At 72.2% G+C, this 19334-nt stretch carries 18 protein-coding genes; 11 read left to right on the forward strand and 7 right to left on the reverse strand.

Features of this window, described 5'->3' with window-relative positions; translation table 11 throughout:
- Nucleotides 1–31 precede the first annotated feature (31 nt).
- Nucleotides 32–373, forward strand: coding sequence for a hypothetical protein (locus ACFSNB_RS07365; protein WP_377315438.1), 342 nt, complete (start codon nucleotides 32–34; stop codon nucleotides 371–373).
- Between the two features lie 91 nt (nucleotides 374–464).
- Here ACFSNB_RS07365 and ACFSNB_RS07370 read toward each other — a convergent pair whose 3' ends face one another.
- A complete protein-coding gene (locus tag ACFSNB_RS07370; protein WP_377315440.1) occupies nucleotides 465–1088 on the reverse strand; it encodes a response regulator transcription factor in 624 nt (207 codons plus the stop codon).
- Nucleotides 1085–3052 (reverse strand): sensor histidine kinase, encoded by a 1968-nt coding sequence (locus ACFSNB_RS07375; protein WP_377315441.1) that lies wholly within the window; start codon nucleotides 3050–3052, stop codon nucleotides 1085–1087. The genes ACFSNB_RS07370 and ACFSNB_RS07375 overlap by 4 nt, the downstream gene beginning before the upstream one ends.
- Nucleotides 3053–3180: 128 nt before the next feature.
- On the opposite strand from ACFSNB_RS07375, the gene ACFSNB_RS07380 reads away from it, so the two are divergent.
- The 3 genes from ACFSNB_RS07380 to ACFSNB_RS07390 all read left to right on the forward strand — a co-directional run bounded on the left by ACFSNB_RS07380 (nucleotide 3181) and on the right by ACFSNB_RS07390 (nucleotide 4968).
- Nucleotides 3181–4152 carry a ChaN family lipoprotein gene (locus tag ACFSNB_RS07380; RefSeq protein WP_377315442.1) on the forward strand — a complete coding sequence of 324 codons (972 nt, stop codon included), beginning with the start codon at nucleotides 3181–3183 and terminating at the stop codon, nucleotides 4150–4152.
- 97 nt (nucleotides 4153–4249) lie between these two features.
- On the forward strand, nucleotides 4250–4540 hold the full coding sequence (locus ACFSNB_RS07385) for a hypothetical protein (protein WP_377315444.1): 291 nt from the start codon (nucleotides 4250–4252) through the stop codon (nucleotides 4538–4540).
- A gap of 92 nt (nucleotides 4541–4632) precedes the next feature.
- On the forward strand, nucleotides 4633–4968 hold the full coding sequence (locus tag ACFSNB_RS07390; RefSeq protein ID WP_377315445.1) for a hypothetical protein: 336 nt from the start codon (nucleotides 4633–4635) through the stop codon (nucleotides 4966–4968).
- Between the two features lie 43 nt (nucleotides 4969–5011).
- On the opposite strand, the gene ACFSNB_RS07395 is transcribed toward ACFSNB_RS07390, so the two are convergent.
- From ACFSNB_RS07395 to ACFSNB_RS07405, 3 genes are read right to left on the reverse strand one after another with little or no spacing between them, the layout of a single operon-like run.
- Nucleotides 5012–6361: an ATP-binding protein gene (locus ACFSNB_RS07395; RefSeq protein ID WP_377315446.1), complete on the reverse strand. Its 1350-nt coding sequence runs from the start codon at nucleotides 6359–6361 to the stop codon at nucleotides 5012–5014.
- Nucleotides 6358–7029, reverse strand: coding sequence for a response regulator transcription factor (locus ACFSNB_RS07400; protein ID WP_377315448.1), 672 nt, complete (start codon nucleotides 7027–7029; stop codon nucleotides 6358–6360). The genes ACFSNB_RS07395 and ACFSNB_RS07400 overlap by 4 nt, the downstream gene beginning before the upstream one ends.
- Nucleotides 7026–7388 carry a PepSY domain-containing protein gene (locus ACFSNB_RS07405; RefSeq protein WP_377315449.1) on the reverse strand — a complete coding sequence of 121 codons (363 nt, stop codon included), beginning with the start codon at nucleotides 7386–7388 and terminating at the stop codon, nucleotides 7026–7028. The genes ACFSNB_RS07400 and ACFSNB_RS07405 overlap by 4 nt, the downstream gene beginning before the upstream one ends.
- 112 nt (nucleotides 7389–7500) lie before the next feature.
- Between ACFSNB_RS07405 and ACFSNB_RS07410 the strand changes: the two genes are divergently transcribed.
- The 4 genes from ACFSNB_RS07410 (at nucleotide 7501) to ACFSNB_RS07425 (ending at nucleotide 12069) form a co-directional block, all read left to right on the forward strand.
- Nucleotides 7501–7809 (forward strand): hypothetical protein, encoded by a 309-nt coding sequence (locus ACFSNB_RS07410; protein ID WP_377315451.1) that lies wholly within the window; start codon nucleotides 7501–7503, stop codon nucleotides 7807–7809.
- The gene (locus ACFSNB_RS07415) at nucleotides 7806–8690 is read left to right on the forward strand and encodes a DUF1924 domain-containing protein (RefSeq protein WP_377315452.1); all 885 of its coding nucleotides are present in this window, start codon (nucleotides 7806–7808) and stop codon (nucleotides 8688–8690) included. Before ACFSNB_RS07410 ends, ACFSNB_RS07415 begins: the two co-directional genes overlap by 4 nt.
- Before the next feature lie 11 nt (nucleotides 8691–8701).
- Nucleotides 8702–9163: a cytochrome C gene (locus ACFSNB_RS07420; RefSeq protein WP_377315453.1), complete on the forward strand. Its 462-nt coding sequence runs from the start codon at nucleotides 8702–8704 to the stop codon at nucleotides 9161–9163.
- Nucleotides 9164–9288: 125 nt separating this feature from the next.
- Nucleotides 9289–12069, forward strand: coding sequence for a PAS domain S-box protein (locus tag ACFSNB_RS07425; RefSeq protein ID WP_377315454.1), 2781 nt, complete (start codon nucleotides 9289–9291; stop codon nucleotides 12067–12069).
- A 207-nt stretch (nucleotides 12070–12276) separates the two neighbouring features.
- On the opposite strand, the gene ACFSNB_RS07430 is transcribed toward ACFSNB_RS07425, so the two are convergent.
- Both ACFSNB_RS07430 and ACFSNB_RS07435 read right to left on the reverse strand, forming a co-directional pair.
- Nucleotides 12277–14139 carry a [FeFe] hydrogenase, group A gene (locus ACFSNB_RS07430; RefSeq protein WP_377315456.1) on the reverse strand — a complete coding sequence of 621 codons (1863 nt, stop codon included), beginning with the start codon at nucleotides 14137–14139 and terminating at the stop codon, nucleotides 12277–12279.
- A complete protein-coding gene (locus ACFSNB_RS07435) occupies nucleotides 14139–16142 on the reverse strand; it encodes an FAD-dependent oxidoreductase (protein WP_377315457.1) in 2004 nt (667 codons plus the stop codon). Before ACFSNB_RS07435 ends, ACFSNB_RS07430 begins: the two co-directional genes overlap by 1 nt.
- A gap of 262 nt (nucleotides 16143–16404) precedes the next feature.
- Here ACFSNB_RS07435 and ACFSNB_RS07440 point away from each other — a divergent pair, with 262 nt between their 5' ends.
- From ACFSNB_RS07440 to ACFSNB_RS07450, 3 genes are all read left to right on the forward strand, one after another.
- The gene (locus ACFSNB_RS07440) at nucleotides 16405–16962 is read left to right on the forward strand and encodes a protease inhibitor I42 family protein (protein WP_377315459.1); all 558 of its coding nucleotides are present in this window, start codon (nucleotides 16405–16407) and stop codon (nucleotides 16960–16962) included.
- Nucleotides 16963–17045: 83 nt separating this feature from the next.
- Nucleotides 17046–17636 carry a protease inhibitor I42 family protein gene (locus tag ACFSNB_RS07445; RefSeq protein ID WP_377315461.1) on the forward strand — a complete coding sequence of 197 codons (591 nt, stop codon included), beginning with the start codon at nucleotides 17046–17048 and terminating at the stop codon, nucleotides 17634–17636.
- A gap of 106 nt (nucleotides 17637–17742) precedes the next feature.
- On the forward strand, nucleotides 17743–19275 hold the full coding sequence (locus ACFSNB_RS07450) for a radical SAM protein (protein WP_377315463.1): 1533 nt from the start codon (nucleotides 17743–17745) through the stop codon (nucleotides 19273–19275).
- The last annotated feature ends 59 nt before the right edge of the window (nucleotides 19276–19334 follow it).

Raw genomic sequence — 19334 nt, forward strand, 5'->3', positions numbered from 1 at the left:
CCCCCCTGCGTCCAGCCAGGCGGCGGCGGCGTTGCCGGCGGCGCTGCCGAGCGCCGCCACCGCCGCCACCGCGATCATCACCGCCAGCCCGCGCTGGTCGCGCAGCACCGCGCCGCCGCGCCGGCGCAGCACCTGGGCGGCGGCGCCCCAGCTCAGGGCGATGGCGGCGGCGCCGGTCAGCGCCGGCAGCAGCGGCGGCAGCCCGCCCGCCCGCATCGCCGCCGAACAGAGCTCGCCCGCCGCCACCAGCGGCAGCAGCGCCGGCCCGCCCAGCAGCAGCGCGGCGAAGGCCAGCCCGACCGAGGGGTCGAGCGGCGCCCCGCCCGGCAGCAGGACCTCCTGGCGGAATTCCAGCCATTCGAGGACGAGATAGGCGAGGAACAGCGCCGCCAGCCCCAGCGCCCGCCGCCAGCGTTCCGGCCGGGCGGGGGTGGCGGCGGCCGGGGGCGGCGGCGCGGCCGGGCTCATGGCGGCTGGCGCCAGGGCGCCGACAGCGCCTGGGCCAGCTCGACCGCGGTCTTGACCCCCATCTTCTCGAACAGGCGGGCGCGGTGGACCTCGACGGTGCGCATGGTGATCCCCAGATCCTCGGCGATCACCTTGTTGAGCTTGCCGGCCAGCACCCGCTCCATCACCTGCCGTTCGCGCTGGGTCAGGGTCTCGATCCGCGCCGACAGGTCGGCGGCGGCGCCGACGCTTTCCCGCCGCTCGCGCGCCCAGGCCAGCGCCTCGATCACCCGGTCGACCAGATCATTGTCGTTGAACGGCTTCTCGACGAAGTCGCGCGCACCTTTCTTGACCATCGCCACCGCCATCGGCACGTCGCCATGGCCGGTGAGGAAGATCACCGGCAAGGCGGGGTCGAGCAGGCCGAGCCGTTCGAACAGCTCGATCCCGCTCATCCCGTCCATGCGGATGTCGAGCACGAGGCAGCCGCCCAGGCCGGGCCGCCAGCCGTCGAGAAAATCCTCGGCCGAGGCGAACGGCCGCGCCGCGACGCCGCGCGACTGGAACAGCCAGACCAGCGCGTCCCGGATCGCCTCGTCGTCATCGACCACGAACACCACCGCCTCGGTCGTCTCGGTCACGCGGGTCCGTCCTTTTCCGGCAAGGTGAAAACGAAAATGCTGCCGCCGCCCGGGTTGGGTTCGTGCCACAGGCGGCCGCGGTGAGATTCGATGATCGAGCGACAAATATTCAAGCCCATTCCCATCCCTTCCTCCTTGGTCGAGAAGAACGGGGTGAACAGCCCCTGGGCCACCTCGGGCGGAATCCCGCCGCCATGGTCGGCGACGCGGACGGTGACCATCCCCCCGCCCGAGCCGATCGACACCTCGATCTCGCGCAGAAACCAGGGGGTGTTGCTCATCGCCTCGATCGCGTTGCGGGCAAGGTTCAGCACCACCTGCTCGATCAGGATGCGGTCGGCCTCGACCTGGGGATCGACCGGGTCGGGCAGGACGATGACGCGGATGCCGTGCTTGCGGGCGTCGGCCTCGACGAAGCCGATCGCCCCCTCGATCACCCGGTTGACCGCGCAGGGGGCGACCAGCGGGGTGCTCTTGCGGACGAAATCGTGGATGCGGCGGATGATCTGGCCGGCGCGCTGGGCCTGGGCGCCGATCCGCATCAGCGGCGCCTCCAGCTCGGCCGGGCTGGCATTGCCGCTGGCGAGGCGGTTGAGGCAGCCGGTGGCGTAGCTGGCGATCGCCGACAGCGGCTGGTTGATCTCGTGGGCCAGGGTCGAGGCCATCTCGCCCATGGTGATCAGGCGGGCGGTGCGTTGCAGCCGGTCCTGCTGCTGGCGCGACAGGTCGGCGGCGCGCTCGCGCTCGGTGATGTCGACCACCGAGGCCATCCAGCCCGATTGCCGCCCCTCGCTGTCGATCAGCGGGGTCTCGTAGACCAGGACGTGGAAGCGTTCGCCGTTGCGGCGGCACAGCGTCAGCTCGAAGCCCTGGTCGGGCGCCTCGCCGCGCTGGACCGAATTGAACATCGCCTGATAGGTCTCGACCTCCTCGGGCGCCCAGTAGGGCATCGGCGGCGCCGCCCCGATCAGTTCCTCCGGGCCGCGCCCGACCATCCGGCAGAAGGCGGAATTGACGTAGGTGACCCGCCCGTCGAGGTCGCGCGCCCGCATGCCGATGGTCAGCGCCTCCTCCATCGCCTTGCGGAAGGCGTGTTCGGCCCGGAGCGCCTGTTCGGCGGCGAGGCGGCGGCGCTGGTGGCGGCGCAGCGCCCACAGGCTGAGGATCGCCGACAGGGCCAGGGCGAAGATCGCCGCCGCCAGCAGGGTGCGGGCGAGATCGGGCTTGCCGCTGTAGGCGATGGCGCGGATCGACAGTCCGGCTCCCGGCGGGTCGAGCCGGCCGAGATGGACCAGCCCCGGCTCGTCCGGTTCGGCGCGGGTCCGTTCCGCCAGCACCGCGCCGTTCTCGTCGAGGATCTCGATCCGGTATTTCTGGGCGAACCACCAGGGCACCTGCTCGGACAGCAGGCGGTCGAGCGACAGGGTGGCGGACACCAGCCCGATCGGCTGGCCCTGGCGCAGCACCGGCACCGACACCGCCATCACCACCCCGCCGCCATGCGGCAGCCAGTAGGGCCGTCCATAGGCCGGCTGGCCGACCGGGGGGGTGAGGGCGAAACCGTCGTACCAGTCGGGGGCGACCTCGGTCTTGGGGAGGGGATCGCCCGGCGGGGCGACGAAGCGCAGCGTGCCGTCGGCGTCGCGCAGCACGATCCGGCGCAGTTCGGGATGGGCGGCGATCAGCGTGCCGCTTTCACCGAGGAAGCCGGGGTCGAGCATCCCCTCGCGCGCGACGCGGTCGGCCAGCCGCACCAGCCCCTCGCCGATGGCGGTGAGGTGGAAATGCAGCCCCTGCTCGACCCACATCACGTCCTGGGACAGGGTCTGGGCCCGGCTTTCGTGCTCGTTCTGGCGCAGCAGCCCGAGCAGCACCCCGAGCAGCAGCACCACCAGCGCCATTGCCAGCACCGGCATGGCCTGGATCGACAGCGCGCCGCGCCATTTGCCGCTTCCCGCCGCCATCGCCCGTTTCCATCGCTCCCTTGGACCGTCGCCGCGCCGCCCTTCGCCGCGCCCGCCCGCACAGGTATAATCCGCCCCGTCGCGCCGCCACAACCCGTGGCCGCCGCGCCGCTCCGCCGCGAGGTCCCATGTCCGTCCGCCGTCTGCTCGCCGTCCTGCTGCTGCTGGTGCCGCCGATGTTCGCTTCCGCCTGTGCCGAGCTTCCCTCTCCGCCGCTGCCGCCGGTCCCGGCGCTGGCCTCGTCCCATCCGCTGGCCGGGCGGATCTGGGCCCCCGCCGACGGCCGTTTCGTCACCCCGGCCGAGGCGGTGGCGCTGTTGGCCGGGGCCGGCGCGGTCGGGCTGGGCGAAACCCACGACAATCCCGACCATCACGCCCTCCAGGCCTGGCTGGTGGCCGCGCTGGCCGCCGCCGGCCCGGCGCCGACGGTGGCGTTCGAGATGATCGACCAGGACCGGCAAGGCGCGCTCGACGCCGCCCGGGCCGGGCCGCTCGACCAGTTCGGCGCGGCGATGGCGTGGGAGGCGCGCGGCTGGCCCGCCTGGCGGCTGTATCAGCCGATCGCCGCCGCCGCGCTGGCGGCCGGCGGCCGGCTGGCCGGGGCCAATCTGCCGGCGGCGCTGACCCGGCCGGTGGCGCGGGGCACCGCCCCGGCCGAGCTGATCGCCCGGCTCGGCCTCGACCAGCCGCTGCCCGAGGCCGAGCAGGCCGACCTCGCCGAGGAGATCCGCGCCAGCCATTGCGGCCTGATGCCCGAGGCGGCGATCCCCGGCATGGTCCGGGTCCAGCAGGCCCGCGACGCCAGCATGGCCGAAACCGTCGCCGCCCTGGCCGGGACCGGCCCGGTGGTGCTGATCGCCGGGGCCGGCCATGTCCGCGCCGATCGCGGCGTGCCGGCCCGGCTGCGCCGGCTGGCCCCCGGCCTCGTCATGCGGACGGTCGGGCTGGTCGAGGTGGCCGAGGGCGAAACCGATCCCGCCGCCGTCGCCGCCCGTTTCCATGCCGCCACGGTGCCGTTCGATCTGGTCTGGTTCACCGGCCGGCCCGAACGCGAGGATCCCTGCGCGGCGCTGCGCCGCCGCCAGGGCGCGACGCCCTGACCTGGGGGGGTAATGGGATTTTTCCCAGCGTTCCCGCTTGCGCCATTGGTGGGATTTATCCCATTATCCCGGCGCCGAGGCAAAGACGGGGAGTGGGATGGATCTCGACGGGCTGGAGCGGCGGTTCGACGGGCCGATCGAGCCGGCGCTGCTGGTCGCGGCGGGGCAGGGGGCGGCGCGTCACGCGGCGGTGCTGGCCCTGGCCCGGCGGCGGGTGGCGCTGGACCAACGGATTCTGGCCGCCCGGCTCCGCTGGCGCGCCGACGAAGGCGGGCGCGGGCTCGGCCCGGCGGCGGTGGCGGCGGCGATCGCGGCGGCGCGGGCCGATCTGGCCGCCAGCCGGCGTCATCTCGCCAGGATTCTCGCCGCCGGGCACCATTGCTCTTGACGGCGCGGTGGAGGTATGGTGGCGGCGCGACCGCGAGGCAGGGCCGCCGCCCGTTGCGGCCCGTCCGGTCACAGTGGAGGAGGGGAACGGTGATGGGTTTGTTTTCGGATCTCAAGAAGAAGGCGTCCGACGCCCTCAATCAGGCGCTGGTCGAGCATCCGGAGTACAAGGAGCGGGCGGTGAAGGTGGCCGGCGACCTTCAGGCCTTCGGCCAGAAGGCGGCGGAAGAGCTGCAGAAGAAGGCCCCGGCCGTCAAGGACGCCCTCAATGTCGGTGCGCTGAAGGCGGTCGAACTGGGGCAGAAGGCGGTCGATGCCCTGCCGCCGGCGATCGACCAGCTGAAGGGGACCCTGGCCAACGTCCAGGCCAAGGTCGCCAAGGACATGCCGGCCAAGACCGAGCCGGCCAAGGACGCGTCCTCGAAGTAAGACGCGCCGCCGCGCCGGTCCGGCCTCGTTGCCGGTCCGGCGTTCAGCCGCCGGGGGGCGGCCAGGACAGCGTGACGGCGAGGCCGCCCCAGTCGGAGCGGCCGAAGCCGAGCCTGAGCCCGAGCAGGGCGGCGAGGTCGCTGACGATCGCCAGCCCCAGCCCCGAGCCGGGAATCGACAGGTCGAGGCGGGTGCCGCGCTGGGTGGCCAGCGCCCATTCCTCGGCCGACAGGCCGCGCCCGTCATCCTCGACGGCGAGGCCGCTTTCGTCGGCCCGCACCCGCACCCGGCCCCGCGCCCATTTGCAGGCATTGTCCATCAGATTGCCGAGGATCTCGGCCAGATCGTCGCGCCCGAGCGGGGCCAGCGCGTCGGGGGCGCAGGCGATCTCGATCGTCAGAGCGCGGCCGGCATGGATCTTCAGCAGCGCGGCGCGCAGCTCGCCCGCCACCTCGGCCACCGCCACCCGGGCCCCGAGCGGGCCGGTCGGCGCCGCCTCGGCGCGGGCGCGGGCGAGATGGACCTCGACCAGCCGGGCCAGCCGGCCGATCTGGGCGTTGATCTCGGCGCGGTCGGGCCGGGGGGCGGCCAGTTCGGCCTCGATCACCGCCAGCGGGGTCTTGAGCCCGTGGGCCAGCGCGCCGACATGGGCGCGGGCGCGGGCGATCAACTGGGCGTCGTGGTCGAGCAGTTCGTTGAGCGCGACCACCAGCGGGGCGATCTCGGCCGGGGCGTCGGGATCGAGCCGGCCGCCCTCGCGCCGCAGCCGGGCCAGCGCCCCGGCCAGCCGGCCGAGCGGGCGCAGGCCGTAGCCGACCTGGACCGCCACCGCCGTGATCAGCCCGAGCCCCAGCCCGCCCAGCGCCAGCAGCAGCAGCAGATGGAAGCGGCCGACCTCCGCCTCGACCTCGCGGCGCGGGGCGGCGACGGCGACATGCAGCGGCCGGCTGCCGTCGGGGAAGATCAGGTCGCGCTCGGCGGTTTCCAGCTCCTCCTGGCGCGGCCCGCGGTCGCGGCGGAAGCTGACGCTGCCGTCGCCGGCCGGCGGCGACACCGGCAGCGCCGCGTCCCACAGCGAGCGCGAGCGGGCCAGCGGCGCGGTGCCGTCCGACACCTGCCAGTACCAGCCGGAATAAGGCTGGTCGAAACGCGGATCGCCCAGTTGCGAGCCGACCCGCACCGCGCCGTCCGGGGCGAACGACACCTGGGCGGTCAGGGCGCGCAGCTGGGCGCGCAGCCGTTCGTGCAGGCCGGTCTCGACCGTGTCGCGGAAGGCGGCGCTCAGCACCCCGCCCCCCACCGCCAGGGCCAGGGCCAGCCACAGCCCGGCGCCGAGGATCAGCCGGGTGCGCAGCGACAGCGGCCGCCGCCCGGCCGGCGGCGGCGCGGTCATTCCCCCTCCGCCGGCGGGTCGAGCCGCCAGCCCTGGCCGCGCAGGGTGTGGATCAATTCGACCCCCAGCTTGCGGCGGATGCGGGCGATCAGCACGTCGAGCACGTTGGAATCCGGGTCGGCGTCGCGGTCATAGACATGGTCGATCAGTTCGCTCCGCCCGACCACCTGCCCCTGGTGATGGGCCAGATAGGACAGGATGCGGAATTCCTGCGCGGTCAGCGCCAGCGGCAGCCCGTCGAGGCTGGCCTTGCCCGCCAGGGTATCGACCCGGAGCGGGCCGCAGGCCAGTTCCGGGCTGGCATGGCCGGCGGCGCGGCGGATCAGGGCGCGCAGCCGGGCCACCACCTCCTCCATCTCGAACGGTTTGGTGACGTAATCGTCGGCCCCGGCGGCGAAGGCGGCGGATTTTTCCGCCCAGCGGCTGCGCGCGGTCAGCACCAGCACCGGCAGCGTCTTGCCGGCGGCGCGCCAGCGGCCGAGCACCGACACCCCGTCGAGCCGGGGCAGGCCGAGATCGAGCACCGCCGCGTCATAGGGCTCGGTCTCGCCGAGATAACAGCCGGTCTCGCCGTCATAGGCGGTATCGACCACGAAGCCGGCCGCCTCCAGCGCCTGTTCCAGCCGCAGGGTCAGACGCGGCTCGTCCTCGACCACCAGCACTCTCATCGCCGCTCCTTGCTTTTCAGCAGGGTGCCGTCGCGGGCGTCGTAGATCAACTTGCGCATCGTGCCGTCGCGGTCGATCAGCTTGATCTCGTAGACCGGCTGGCCATGGTGGGTGTCGAGTTCGGCCTCGATCATCTCGCCGCCGAAATCGCGCTCGACCCGGTCGAGCAGCCGGCCGAGCGGCAGGATCTCGCCCGCCAGCACCGCCCGGCGGGCGCGGTCGTGATCGTCGTCGTCGTGACCGCCATGGCGCCAGCCGCTGCGGCCCGGGCCGTCGTCATGGTCGTCGGCCCGGGCCGGCGCGGCGGCGGCGGCGAGGGCGAGCGCCAGGGTCAGCGCCAGGAGCGGGATTTTCCTCATGCCGTCCTTTTTAGCCGATCGCGGATGAACCGGCGATGACTCGGCGCGTCACCGTCGGTTCAGGCGCGTCCTGTCAGGATCGGTGCCAACGTGATTGAAGGGAGTTCCCGCCATGATTGGCAAGATGATCCTGCAAGGGCTGGCCGCCGCCGCGCTGGTCGCCACCGCCGCCACCGTCTATGCCGCGAGCGACGGCGCCGTTCCCGCCGCCGGCTCCGGCGCCGCCGGCCCGGCCGCGACCGCCCCCGCTCCCGGCCGTGGTTCCGACACCGGCTATCTGCCTGCCGGCGGTGGCGGCCGCGACACCGCCGGTCCCGGCCGGCGCCACCATGACGACGACGATGATGACGACGACCACGACCGTCGCGACCGGCGCGACCACCATCACCGCGACCATCAGCGCGGGGGGGATGAGCGATGAGCCCGGCCGGTGCCGAGGCCCGGCCGGTGCCGGTGCCCGCCTGGGAGCGGGCCGCCGGCCGGCTGTGGCACGCCGCCCTGGCCGGCGGCTTCCTGGTGGCCTGGCTGACCGCCGACGAGGACACCTACCGGATGCATGTGTTCGCCGGCTGGTGGGTGGTGGGGGCGGTGCTGGCCCGGCTGGCGCTGGCGGTGGTCGCCACCCCGCGCGGGCCGCTGGCGCTGGTCCGGCCCGGCCGCCCGGCGGCGATGCTGGCCTTTGCCGCCCTGGTGCTGGTGGCGGTCGGCGCGGCGGGCTGGAGCGGGGTGGTCGCCGACGGCCATCCGGCGGTCGAGGACCTGCATGAGGGCCTCAGCAATCTCGCCCTGGCGGCGATCGGCCTGCATGTCGGGCTGGTGATGTGGCTGGTGCGCGGCCGCTGGCTGCGGCCGCGTCCGTCCCAACGCGCGCCCCAGCCGCTGCGCCTGCTGCTGCTCGGCGGCGGGCTGGCGGCGGCGCTGCTGGCCGCCGGGCCGGCCCGGGCCGGCGACCCCGCCCGCGACGCCCTGCTGGCCGGGCTGGCCAAGGCGGCGCGGGCCGAGGATCCCGCCTTCACCGCCTTCTCGCCCGAGCGCGGCGAAAAGCTCTACCGCGCCCGTACCGGCGCCAATGCCGAGCTGGCCGCCTGCGCCACCTGCCATGGCGACGATCCGACCCGGCCCGGCCGCCATGCCAAGACCGGGCGCGAGATCCGCCCGGCGGCGCTGTCGGCCACCCCCTCCCGCTTCACCGATCCCGACAAGGTGACGGAACGGTTCGACCGCGACTGCCCGGCGGTGCTGGGGCGGGCCTGCTCGGCGCGCGATCGCGGCGACTACCTCACCTTCCTGATGTCGAAATGACGGAGACGACGATGCGCCCCCTGCTGCTGCTGACCGGCCTGACCCTGCTGCTGGCCCCGCCCGCCCTCGCCGATCAGGTGGCGCCGGTGACCGACCCCGACACCCGTGCCCGGTGCGGCGAATGCCACATGGCGTTCCAGCCCGCCTTCCTGCCCGCCCGCTCGTGGGAGCGGATCATGGACACCCTGTCCGACCATTACGGCGACCGGGTGACGCTGAAGCCGGAGCAGGCCGCCCACATCCGCGCCGTGCTGGTGGCCGGCGCCGCCGACCGGGCCGGCGGCAAGGTCGCCCGCCGGGTGATGGCGCGGGTCGATCCCGCCGGCACGCCGCTGCGGCTGACCGAAAACCCCGATTTCCTGCGGCGCCACGACTTCCCTGCGCGCGAATGGGCCCGGCCCGAGGTCAAGGTCAAGTCCAACTGCCCGGCCTGCCATCGCCGCGCCGAGGCGGGCGATTACGAAGAGGATTAGGCCTCTGCCCTGGGGGCGGCCCCGGACTTTCGCGCCGGTGCCGCCATTTTTCCTGCCGGTCCCCCTTTCCTTTCGGTTAAAGCGGCACACCTAACCAACAGTGTGACGCGACAGGTGGGATGGTGATGGCACGGCGGTTCCGCTTTTTGCGGTTGGCGTCACGCGGGGCCGATCCGGTGCGGTGGGTGGGGCCGCTCGCCCTGATGGTCAGTCTGGTCGGGGTGGGGGCGATCCTGGCGGTCGATCTGGTCCGCTCCCACCAGCGCGATTATGCGGCGGCGCGGGCGGTGTCGGCCCGTCAGATCGACCGGATCGACCGCCAGATCGCCGCCGCGCTGCGGCGGATCGATCTGGTGCTGACCGAGGCGGTGCGTGACGCGGTGCCGTTGCTGGCCGCCTCCGGGCGCGCGGCGGTGTCGCCCGAGATCGAGCGCGATCTGGCGCGGTGGAGCGCGTTCCTGCCCGAGGGAACGGGGATGGTGGTGCGCGACGCCGCCGGCCTCGCCCGCTTTCCCGCCGGGGGCGGCGCCAGTTGGCCGGGGGCGGCGTTGCTGCGGCGGATGCAGGCCGATCCCGGTGGTGGGCTGTTGGTTGAACTGCTGCCCGGGGCCGAGGCGGGGCAGCTCAGCCTGGGCCGGCCGGTGCGTGCCGGTGACGGCCGCCTGCTCGGCCTGATCGAGGTGACGGTGCGGCCGGATTATTTCCAGGCCGTGCTCGCCGCGCTGCCGCTGCCGTTGTTTGCCTCGGCCACCCTGCTTGACAACAATCTGCGGCTGGCGGCGCGCGAGCCGGCGCTGCCGACCGAACTGGGGCGGCCGCTGCCGCACGACCATCTGCGCGCGGCGATGGCGCCCGGGGCCGGCCTGCGCGAGAGCGAGATCGTCTCGCCGCTCGACGGGGTGTCGCGGCTGTTCCAGTACCGCAAGCTGCAAAGCCTGCCCTATCTGATGCTGATCGGGCGGGCGCCGCTGGAATTCCTCGCCGACTGGCGCGACAAGGCGGCGTTCTACGGGCTGGCCTATGGCGCGCTGACCCTGGCGCTGCTGGCGCTGCTGCGGATCCATCTGCGCGGCAGCGAGGACCGCCGCCGGCTGGTGGCCGAAGTGTTCGATTCGGCGCGCGAGGGGATCGTGGTGGCCGACCGCGCCGGGCGGATCCTCGCCGCCAATGCCGCGCTCGGCGAAATCACCGGCTATGCCCCCCAGGAGGCGGTTGGCCGCGATCTGGGCGGTCTGCTCGATCCGGCCGGCACCGCCCGGCTGTGGCCGGGGCTGGTCGCCGAGGGCGGCTGGCGCGGCGAGGTGTGGACCCGGCGCAAATCGGGCGAACCCTATCCGCAATGGCTGTCGGTCGCCGCCCGGCGCGACCGCCACGGCGTGGTGACCCATTACATCGGGGTGGTCAGCGACCTGTCCGAACTGCATCAGGCCCGCCGCCAGGCCGAGGAGACCCACCGCCGGCTGGAGCAGGCCCAGACCCTGGCCGGGCTGGGCTGGTGGGACTACGAGCCGGCCAGCGGCCGGCTGGCCTGGTCGGCCACCACCTTCGCCATCCTTGGCCGCGACCCGGCCGAGGGCATGCCGAGCCTCGACAGCCTGATCGCCGCGATCGAGCCCGAGGACCGCGACCGGGTGCGGGCCTGTTGCCGGGGCGGCGAGCCCGGCGAAAGCGAGAGCGACCTGATGTTCCGCATCCGCCGCCCCGATGGCGAGCTGCGCCACGTCGTCAGCCGCTTCCACGTCGTCTCCGACGGTGGCGCGGTGCCGCTGCGGCTGGCCGGGACCCTGCTCGACGTCACCGAGCGCGAGGCGATCATCGTCCGCCTCGATCTGTTCCGCCGCATCCTCGATTCCTCGCCGCAGGGGGTCGGCATCGCCGATGCCGAGGGGCGGATTTTGTTCGCCAACCGCGCCTGTCTGACCATGACCGGCCACGAGGCGGCGGCGCTGACCGGGCGCCATTACCTGACCCTGGTCGAGGATCCCGAGGCGGATGCGGTGCGCCAGCGGGCCCAGGCGCTGGCCGCCGGGCAGGGCTGGACCGGGGTGATCGGCCTGCGCCGCGCCGACGGCACCACCTTCCCCTCTTATTCCAATGCCGGCGCGGTGTGCGACGCCCAGGGCCGGGTCCAGTATCTGTTCGACATCTTCAGCGACTTCACCGACGAGATCGCCCGCCAGCGCGAGCTGGGCGCCGCCCGCGACAGCGCCGAGGCGGCCAGCCGGGCCAAGTCGGCCTTCCTCGCCAACATGAGCCATGAACTGCGCACGCCGATGAACGCCATCCTCGGCTTTTCCCAGTTCGTGATGATGGACCCGACCCTGGCCGAGGCCCAGCGCGAGCGGATCGCCGCGATCTATCACGCCGGCAGCCATCTGCTCGAACTGATCAACGACATCCTCGATCTTGCCCGGGTCGAGGCCGGCCGGATCGACCTGACGCTCGATCGGGTCGAACTGGTGCCGGTGCTGCGGGAATGCGCCGACCTGATCCAGCCGCTGGCGCGCGAGCGCGGCGTCAGCGTCGAGCTGGCCGCCGGTGCCGATCTCGCCGCCCGGGCCGACCGGCTCAGGCTGCGTCAGGTGCTGGTCAACCTGCTGTCGAACGCGGTCAAATACAATCACCAGGGCGGCTCGGTCCGCCTGTCGCTCGGCCGCGATCCCACCGGCCGGGTGCGGGTCAGCGTCGCCGATACCGGCCCCGGCATCCCGCCGGAACGGGTGGCGGAACTGTTCACCCCGTTCAACCGCCTCGGCGCCGAACGCTCCGGCATCGAGGGCACCGGCATCGGCCTCGCCCTCAGCCGCCGCATCCTTGAGGAGATGGAAGGCGCGGTCGGAGTCGAAAGCCGGCCCGGACGCGGCAGCCTGTTCTGGATCGATCTGCCCCCGGCCGTCCCGCCGTGAGGTAAGGTTACGCGGGCTCTGCCCGCCCCCGCCAAGGGCCGAAGGCCCTTGGAACCCTTTCCTTGCCCTTCGCGCGGCAAACATCCGCGCCCAAGCTGACAGGCCGCTCCGCGCCCGACCACCAAAGGGTTCCAAGGGCCTTGCGGCCCTTGGCGGGGGTGGGCGGAGCCCACATCACTCTGAACGGTGCATGTTCGCGCGCGAGGTTCAGTAGACCATCGTGCTCATGGTGATGTCCTGCCACACCTGCTTGACGGTCAGCGACATTTCGACCGCGCGGTCGGTGTAGTAGGTGTGCAGCAGCCCGTGCGCCTTCTCCGAATAGGGGGTGCCGAGGAAGTCGCGGTAGAGCGCCTGGATCTGCGGGTTGTTGTGCGACTGGCGCACCGGGGTGGCGCGGTCGATCGCGAACAGGGTCTCGCGCCGTTTGAGGGCGTAGGGCAGGTAGGCCTTCTTCGAGCGCAGGGTGCCGCCGCCATCGACGCAGCCGCCGGGGCAGGCCATGATCTCGATGAAGTCGAAATCGGCGGTGCCGGCCCGCACCGCCTCGCAGATCGCCCGGGTCGGGCGCAGGCCGTGGCACATCGCCACCTTGACCGTGCCGACCGCGCCGCCGACCGGGATGGTGGCGATGCGGGCGCCGTCGAAGCCGCGCAGCTGGTCCAACTCGATCTGGGGCAGTTCGCCGCCATTGACGAGGTGGAACATCGTCCGCACCGCCGCCTCCATCACCCCGCCGGTGGTGCCGAAGATCGCCCCGGCGCCGGAATAGGCGCTCATGTAGGGATTGTCGAAGCTCGACGGCGCCTGCTGGCGCAGATCGATCCCCTGGCGGCGCAGCAGGCGGGCGAATTCGCGGGTGGTCAGCACCACGTCGATCTCGGCCACCCCGTCGGCGGACAGTTGCGGCCGGGTGCGCTCGTCCTTCTTGGCGGTGCAGGGCATGATCGAGATCACCCGGATCCGCGCCGGGTCGATCCCCATCCGCTCGGGCAGGTAGGTCTTGGCGATCACCCCCAGGCATTGCTGCGGCGACTTGGTCGAGGACAGCAGCGGCAGCAAATCGGGGTAGTGGCGTTCGGCGAAATTGATCCAGGCCGGACAGCAGGAGGTGAAGGTCGGCCGCCGCTGCCCGCCCAGCCGGCGCAGCAGTTCGGCGCTTTCCTCCATCACCACCAGATCGGCGGCGAAATTGGTGTCGAGCACGATGTCGGCGCCCAGCCGGCGCAGCGCGCCGATGATCTGGCCCTCGACATTGGTGCCGGGGGGCAGGCCGAATTCCTCGCCGAAGCCGACCCGCACCGCCGGGGCGAACTGGACCACGGTGACGATCTCGGGATCGAACAGGTAATCGAGCACCCGCTCGGTCTCGTCGCGCTCGCCCAGCGCCCCGGTCGGGCAGACCAGCACGCACTGGCCGCAGGCGACGCAGCTCGACTCCCGTTGGCTGAGGCCGTGATGCAGCCCGATCGCGGTATCCTGGCCGGTGCCGGTCACCACCAGCGCATCGACGGTCTGGCCGTCGCGGCAGACGGTGACGCAGCGTTGGCAGCGGATGCATTTGGTCATGTCGCGGATCATCGCCGGCGACGTATCGTCGATGCCGCGCCCGAAGGTGCGGGCGCGGTCGAAGAAGCGGTTGCCGGTCACCCCGACATGCTGGGCGACGTCCTGCAATTCGCAATTGCCGTGGCGGACGCAGGTGGCGCAATCCTGATTGTGGTCGGCCAGCAGCAGTTCGACCTGGAGCCGCTGGGCGTCGCGCACCCGGCGGCTGCGGGTGCGCACGCTCATCCCGGCCCGTACCGGGGTGGCGCAGCTCGCCACCAGCTGGCCGGGCTCGTGGCCGGGGCTGTCGATCTCGACCACGCAGACCCGACAGGTGCCGGGGGCGTGGTCGATGTCGTTCATCTCGCACAGGGTGGGGATGATCACGCCGTGGCGGCGGGCGCAGGCGAGGATGGTCTCCTCCGGCCGGGCGGTGACGGCGCGCCCGTCGAGGGTCAGGCCGATCGCCCCCGCGCCGACGGGGGCGGCGGTTTCGGCCGGCGGGGTCGGGGTCGGGCTCATCAGGCGGCTCCTTCCGGGATCGGTTGCGCGGTGATCGCCGTGTAGATGCGGTAGCAGCGCATGCAGCGGCGGGCTTCGCGGTAGGCCTCCTCGTCGGAGATGGTCGCCTCGACCTCCTCGAACATGGTGCGGCGCACCTCGGGATCGAGTTCGGGGTGGTGGACGCGATATTCCAGCCGCACCGGCACCTCGACGCAATCGGCCGCCAGCAGCCTGTGCTCGGTCAGGATCTGCCGCATGCGCGAACGCGGGAAGAAGCGGGGATGGCCCAACTGGAGGTAATCGTCGATGTTGCGCGCCGCCTTCAGCCCGGCCGCCATCGCGTGGATCAGGGTCGAGGGGCCGGAAACGCAGTCGCCGCCGGCGAACACCCCCGGCCGGGCGGTGGCGAGGGACTCGGACTCGGTCTCGACCCCGCCCCAGCGCGAGCGGCCGACCCCGTCCTCGGGGCGCAGGGTGCCCTGGCTGACCTGCTGGCCGATCGCGGCGATCACCAGGGTGCAGTCCATCCGCCGCTCGCTGCCGGGGATCGGCTCGACGTTGCGGCGGCCCTTGGCGTCGCGCTCGGTCTGGCGCATCGACACCACCTCGACCCCGCTGACCCGGCCGGTCGCGTCATACAGCACCCGGGACGGGTTGGTGAGGTAATGGACCAGCACCCCCTCGGCCTCGGCGGCGTCGATCTCCTCGCGGTCGGCCGGCATGTCCTCGCGGGTGCGGCGATAGAGCAGGTGGACCCGCGCCGCCCCCATCCTGAGCGCCGAGCGGACGCAATCCATCGCCACGTTGCCGCCGCCGACCACCACCACGTCGCCCTCCAGCCGGGTCGGCCGCACCCCGGCGATGTGGTCGTGGACCTGGAGCAGGAAGCTGATCCCGGTCTGATAGCCGGGGGCGTCGGCGCGCTCGTCGGCGACGCCCATCGGCGCCCCCTGCTGACAGCCGAGGCCGAGGAACACCGCGCGGTAGCCCCGGGCGAACAGGTCGTCGATCGAGAAATCGCGCCCGAGCGCCTGATCGTAGAGGAAGCGCCCGCCCAGGGTGGCGATGATGTCGGTCTCGGAATGCAGCACGTCCTTGGGCAGGCGATAGCTGGGGATGCCGATCGCCGCCATCCCGCCGGCCTCGCCGCGCGCCTCGAGGATATCGACCGGGTAGCCGTGCAGCAGCAGGTGATAGGCGCAGGACACCCCGGCCGGGCCGGCGCCGACCACCGCCACCCGCAGCTCGGCCGGCTGGGAATGGGCGATCAGGTCGCGGGTGAAGCGCAGGGCGTTCGGCCCCTTCTGGTGGTCGGCGACATAACGCTTGAGGGTCTTGATCCCCACCGCCTCATCGACCAGGTTGCGGCGACAGGCCATCTCGCAGAACCGCACGCAGACCCGGCCGCAGGTGGCGGCCATCGGATATTTCTGCAGGATCACCCCGAGCGAGTGCTCGGGCTTGCCGTCGCGGATGTAATCGATGTAGCGCGGCACGTTGATCTTGGACGGACAGGCCTCGATGCAGGGTGCGGTCATGTAATCGAGCCCGGGCTGTTCGGGCTGCGCCCCGCCCCGGGCGATCTCGGCCTCGATCTCATCGCGGAAATGGGCCAGCGCCGCCAGCAGCGCCACCGGGGTGGTGCGCCCCAGCCCGCACAGCGAGGTGTCGGCCATCTGCCGGGCCAGGGTCTCGATCAGCTCAAGCCCGATCGCCGCCGGCTCGCCCCGCGCCAGCGCCGCCAGCGCGTCGCCGATCAGGGTCGAGCCCATCCGGCAGGGGGTGCATTTGCCGCAGGATTGCTCCAGCGCCTTGACGAACTGGCGGCGCAGCGCGTCGAGCAGGCTGACGCCCCGGTCGAACACCAGGAAACCGCGGTCGCCGATGAAGGCGCGGATCGGATTGCCCGGATTGAATTCCCCAAATCCGGCCAGCGCCGGCAGATCGCCGTCGGCCTCGCCGTTGCCGTCGCGGTGGTCGATCGCCGCGCCGTCCCACACGCCATAGACGATGGTCGCCATCTGCCTCCCTTTCCCTGCTCCGCCCCCCCGGGGGAATGGTCGCGAAGTGCCGGGGCCGATCATGAAGCAGGCGGCGGGGTCTGTCCATCGGCGACGGCGGCGGGGGCGGTCCTGGGGTCGGACCATCTCCCTAAGATTGTAGGTATAATTTCATTGCGTGTTTTGCGACTCAAATAACCATAAATTCTCCTAATCGGCGGTGTACATGATATGATGCTTCACCTCCAGCCGTGGGGCTGGTTTCGGGACCGGGAGGTTTCCCATGAGTGATGCGCAACGGACGGTACAAGCCGGACATGTTTTCACCATCGACCTGTCGTCCTATGACCCCGGTTCGACCGGGTTCCTGTGGGGGGTGAGCCGGATCTCCGGCCCGATCGTGCTGGTCGAGACCAGCCAGAGCCGGGCGGTGTCCGGGCTGCCGGGGGGGACGGTGATCACCCACTTCACCCTCTTCGCCGCCAAGGCCGGTGCGGCGGAGGTGGATTTCGAGCTGATCCGGCCGTGGGGTCCGGGCGAGGTCGCCGACCGGCGCCACATCAAGATCGCCGTGGTGGCGACGCCGGACGAGGCGCTGGTCGCCGCCGCCGGCCAGGAAAGCTTCCCCGCCCTGCTGTTCGCCGAATGTGAGGGCGAGCATGCCGGCAAGGTGACCCTGCCCAGCCGCACCAACTGCATCCAGCCCTATGGCGTGCTGGCCGGTGGCGGCGGCGGGGTCAAATACGGCTTCCCGATCACCCCGCTCTACAACGTCCGCGCTCCGGCGGAGGGGCACACGCCGCCGATCATCGCCTTCTACATGGCTCAGCCGCCCCGCTGATCGCGGGCGGCCCGACCCGACCATTCCTTCGGCCGGCCCCGGTCCGTGGGGCCGGGCCGGCCGGCTTCCAGGGAGTAACGAGGATGAACGCGAGCGAAAAGACGGTGGTCGCCAGCCATGTTTTTTCCATTCCGCTGCCCAGCCATGACGGAACCGGCTTTGTGTGGGGGGTGAGCCACCTGATCGGCCCGGTCGTGCTGGTCGGGGTGACGGCGCGCCCGGCCCTGACCCAGGTCGGCGGCGCGACGATCACCACCTTCACCTTCTTCGCCGCCAAGGCGGGGGAGGCCGAGGTCACCTTCGAACTGATCCGGCCGTGGGGCCAGGGCGAGGTCGCCGACACGCGCAAAGTCCACATCAAGGTGGCGGCCGCGACCGACACGGCGATGGAGGCGGCGGCCGGTCTGGACAGCTTCCCGGCGCTGGCCTTCGCCGAATGCGAGGGCGAGCATGCCGGCCAGGTCTCCCTGCCCAGCCGCCACAACTGTATCGCCGAATATGCGGTGTTCCCGGGCGAGAAGGCCGCCGGCTGCGTGCTGAAATACGGCTTCCCGATCCATCCGCTCTACGCCGTGCGGCCGCCGACCGGCCAGCTTTACAACGTGCCGCCGCCGTTCGACTCCTCCGGGCCGATCATCGCCCGCTACATGGCGCAGCCGCCGGCCGGCAAATAGCCGGACGGCACGCGCCGCCACGCCCCGGCCGGATCCGGGGCGCGGCGGCGCGATCGGGGCAGGATCGAACGGGCCGCCGGCCGGGCGCCGGGGCGGGAGGAACGAGATGGAACATCAGGCGATCACCTGCGTGTGGGAAGTCACCATGGGCTGCAACATGCGCTGCAAGCATTGCGGCTCGGCCTGCACCCATCCGCTGCCCGACGAGCTGACCCCGGACGAAGGGCTCGATCTGTGCGACCAATTGGCCGATCTCGGCCTGGAATGGGTCACCCTGTCCGGCGGCGAGCCGTTTCTGCGGCCGGATTGGGAGCAATTGGTGCGCCGGCTGCGCCAGCGCGGGGTGATCCCCAACATGATCAGCAATGGCTGGCTGCTCGGCCCCGAGCTGATCGCCCGCGCCCGCGACGCCGGGATCGGCACCCTGGCGATCAGCCTCGACGGGGTGGGGGAAACCCATGATTACATCCGCAAGCCGGGTTCGTTCGCCCGCAGCACCGCCGCGCTGCGGGAGATGATCGCCCAGGGGGTCGCCGCCGGGGTGATCACCACCGTCCAGCGCCGCAACATCGACCAGTTGCCGGCGATCCTCGCCCTGCTGCTGGAGATCGGCATCGACAATTGGCAGGTGCAGATCGGCCTGCCGATGGGCAGCTTCGCCGATCCGGCCAACCGCGACATGCTGCTGCCGCCCGAGGCGGTGGACCGGGTGATCGCCTTCATCCACGCCCACAGCGACGATCCGCGCATTCACATCTATCCGGCCGATTGCATCGGTTACTACAATCGCAAGGAAATCGAAGCGCGCAGCCGGGCCTTCCGCAGCGCCGAGCCGGTCTATTGGCGCGGCTGCAACGCCGGCAAGCGCAGCTTCGGCATCCTGCATAACGGCGACGTGCTGGGCTGTACCTCGATCCGCGACCGCGCCTTCATCGAGGGCAACCTCCGCCAGCGGACGCTGCGGGCGATCTGGGAGGATCCCGAGCGTTTCGCCTGGAGCCGTTCGCTGCGCAAGGAGGATCTGGCCGGAACCTGCCGCTCCTGCCGCTATGGCGCGCTGTGCCTGGGCGGCTGTCCCAATACCCGGCTGACCATCCGCGGCGACATTCACGCCGACAATCCCTATTGCTCCTATGCCGTCGCCCTTGACCGCGCCGCCGCCGAACTGGCGCCGGTCGAGGATGTCGAGGAAATGCGGGCGATGGCCGAGCGGCTGACCGGGCGCGGCGAATACCAACTGGCCGGGATGGTGCTGGAAAAGCTGCTGGAACGGCGGCCCGACGACGTCGCCGCGCTGGCCGCCTATGGCTATGTCAGCTACCGCCTCGACAATCTCGACCGCGCCCGCGCCGCTAACGAACGCGCCCTGGCGCTCGATCCCGACAACATCTACGTCACCAAGGGGCTGGGGGTGGTGATGCACGCCCAAGGGCGCAGCGAGGAGGGCATCGCCCATCTGCGCCGCGCGGTGGCGCTGGGCGGCGAATCCCCCGACCTCGATTCCTATCACGATCTCGCGGTGGTCTATCTTCAGAGCGGCCGCGAGGACGAGGCGCGCGACCTGCTCGATCAGGTCGATCGGCTGGCTCCCGGCTTCCGCGCCGCCCACCCCGAACTCGATCCCGCCGTTCGGGTCTGACTCCTCGGACGGGGCTGCCGCCCCGTCCCCCCGCTCGGGGAGCGAGGCTCCCCGAACCC

This window comes from Phaeospirillum tilakii, assembly GCF_042683125.1.
Taxonomy (GTDB): Bacteria; Pseudomonadota; Alphaproteobacteria; order Rhodospirillales; family Magnetospirillaceae; genus Phaeospirillum; species Phaeospirillum tilakii.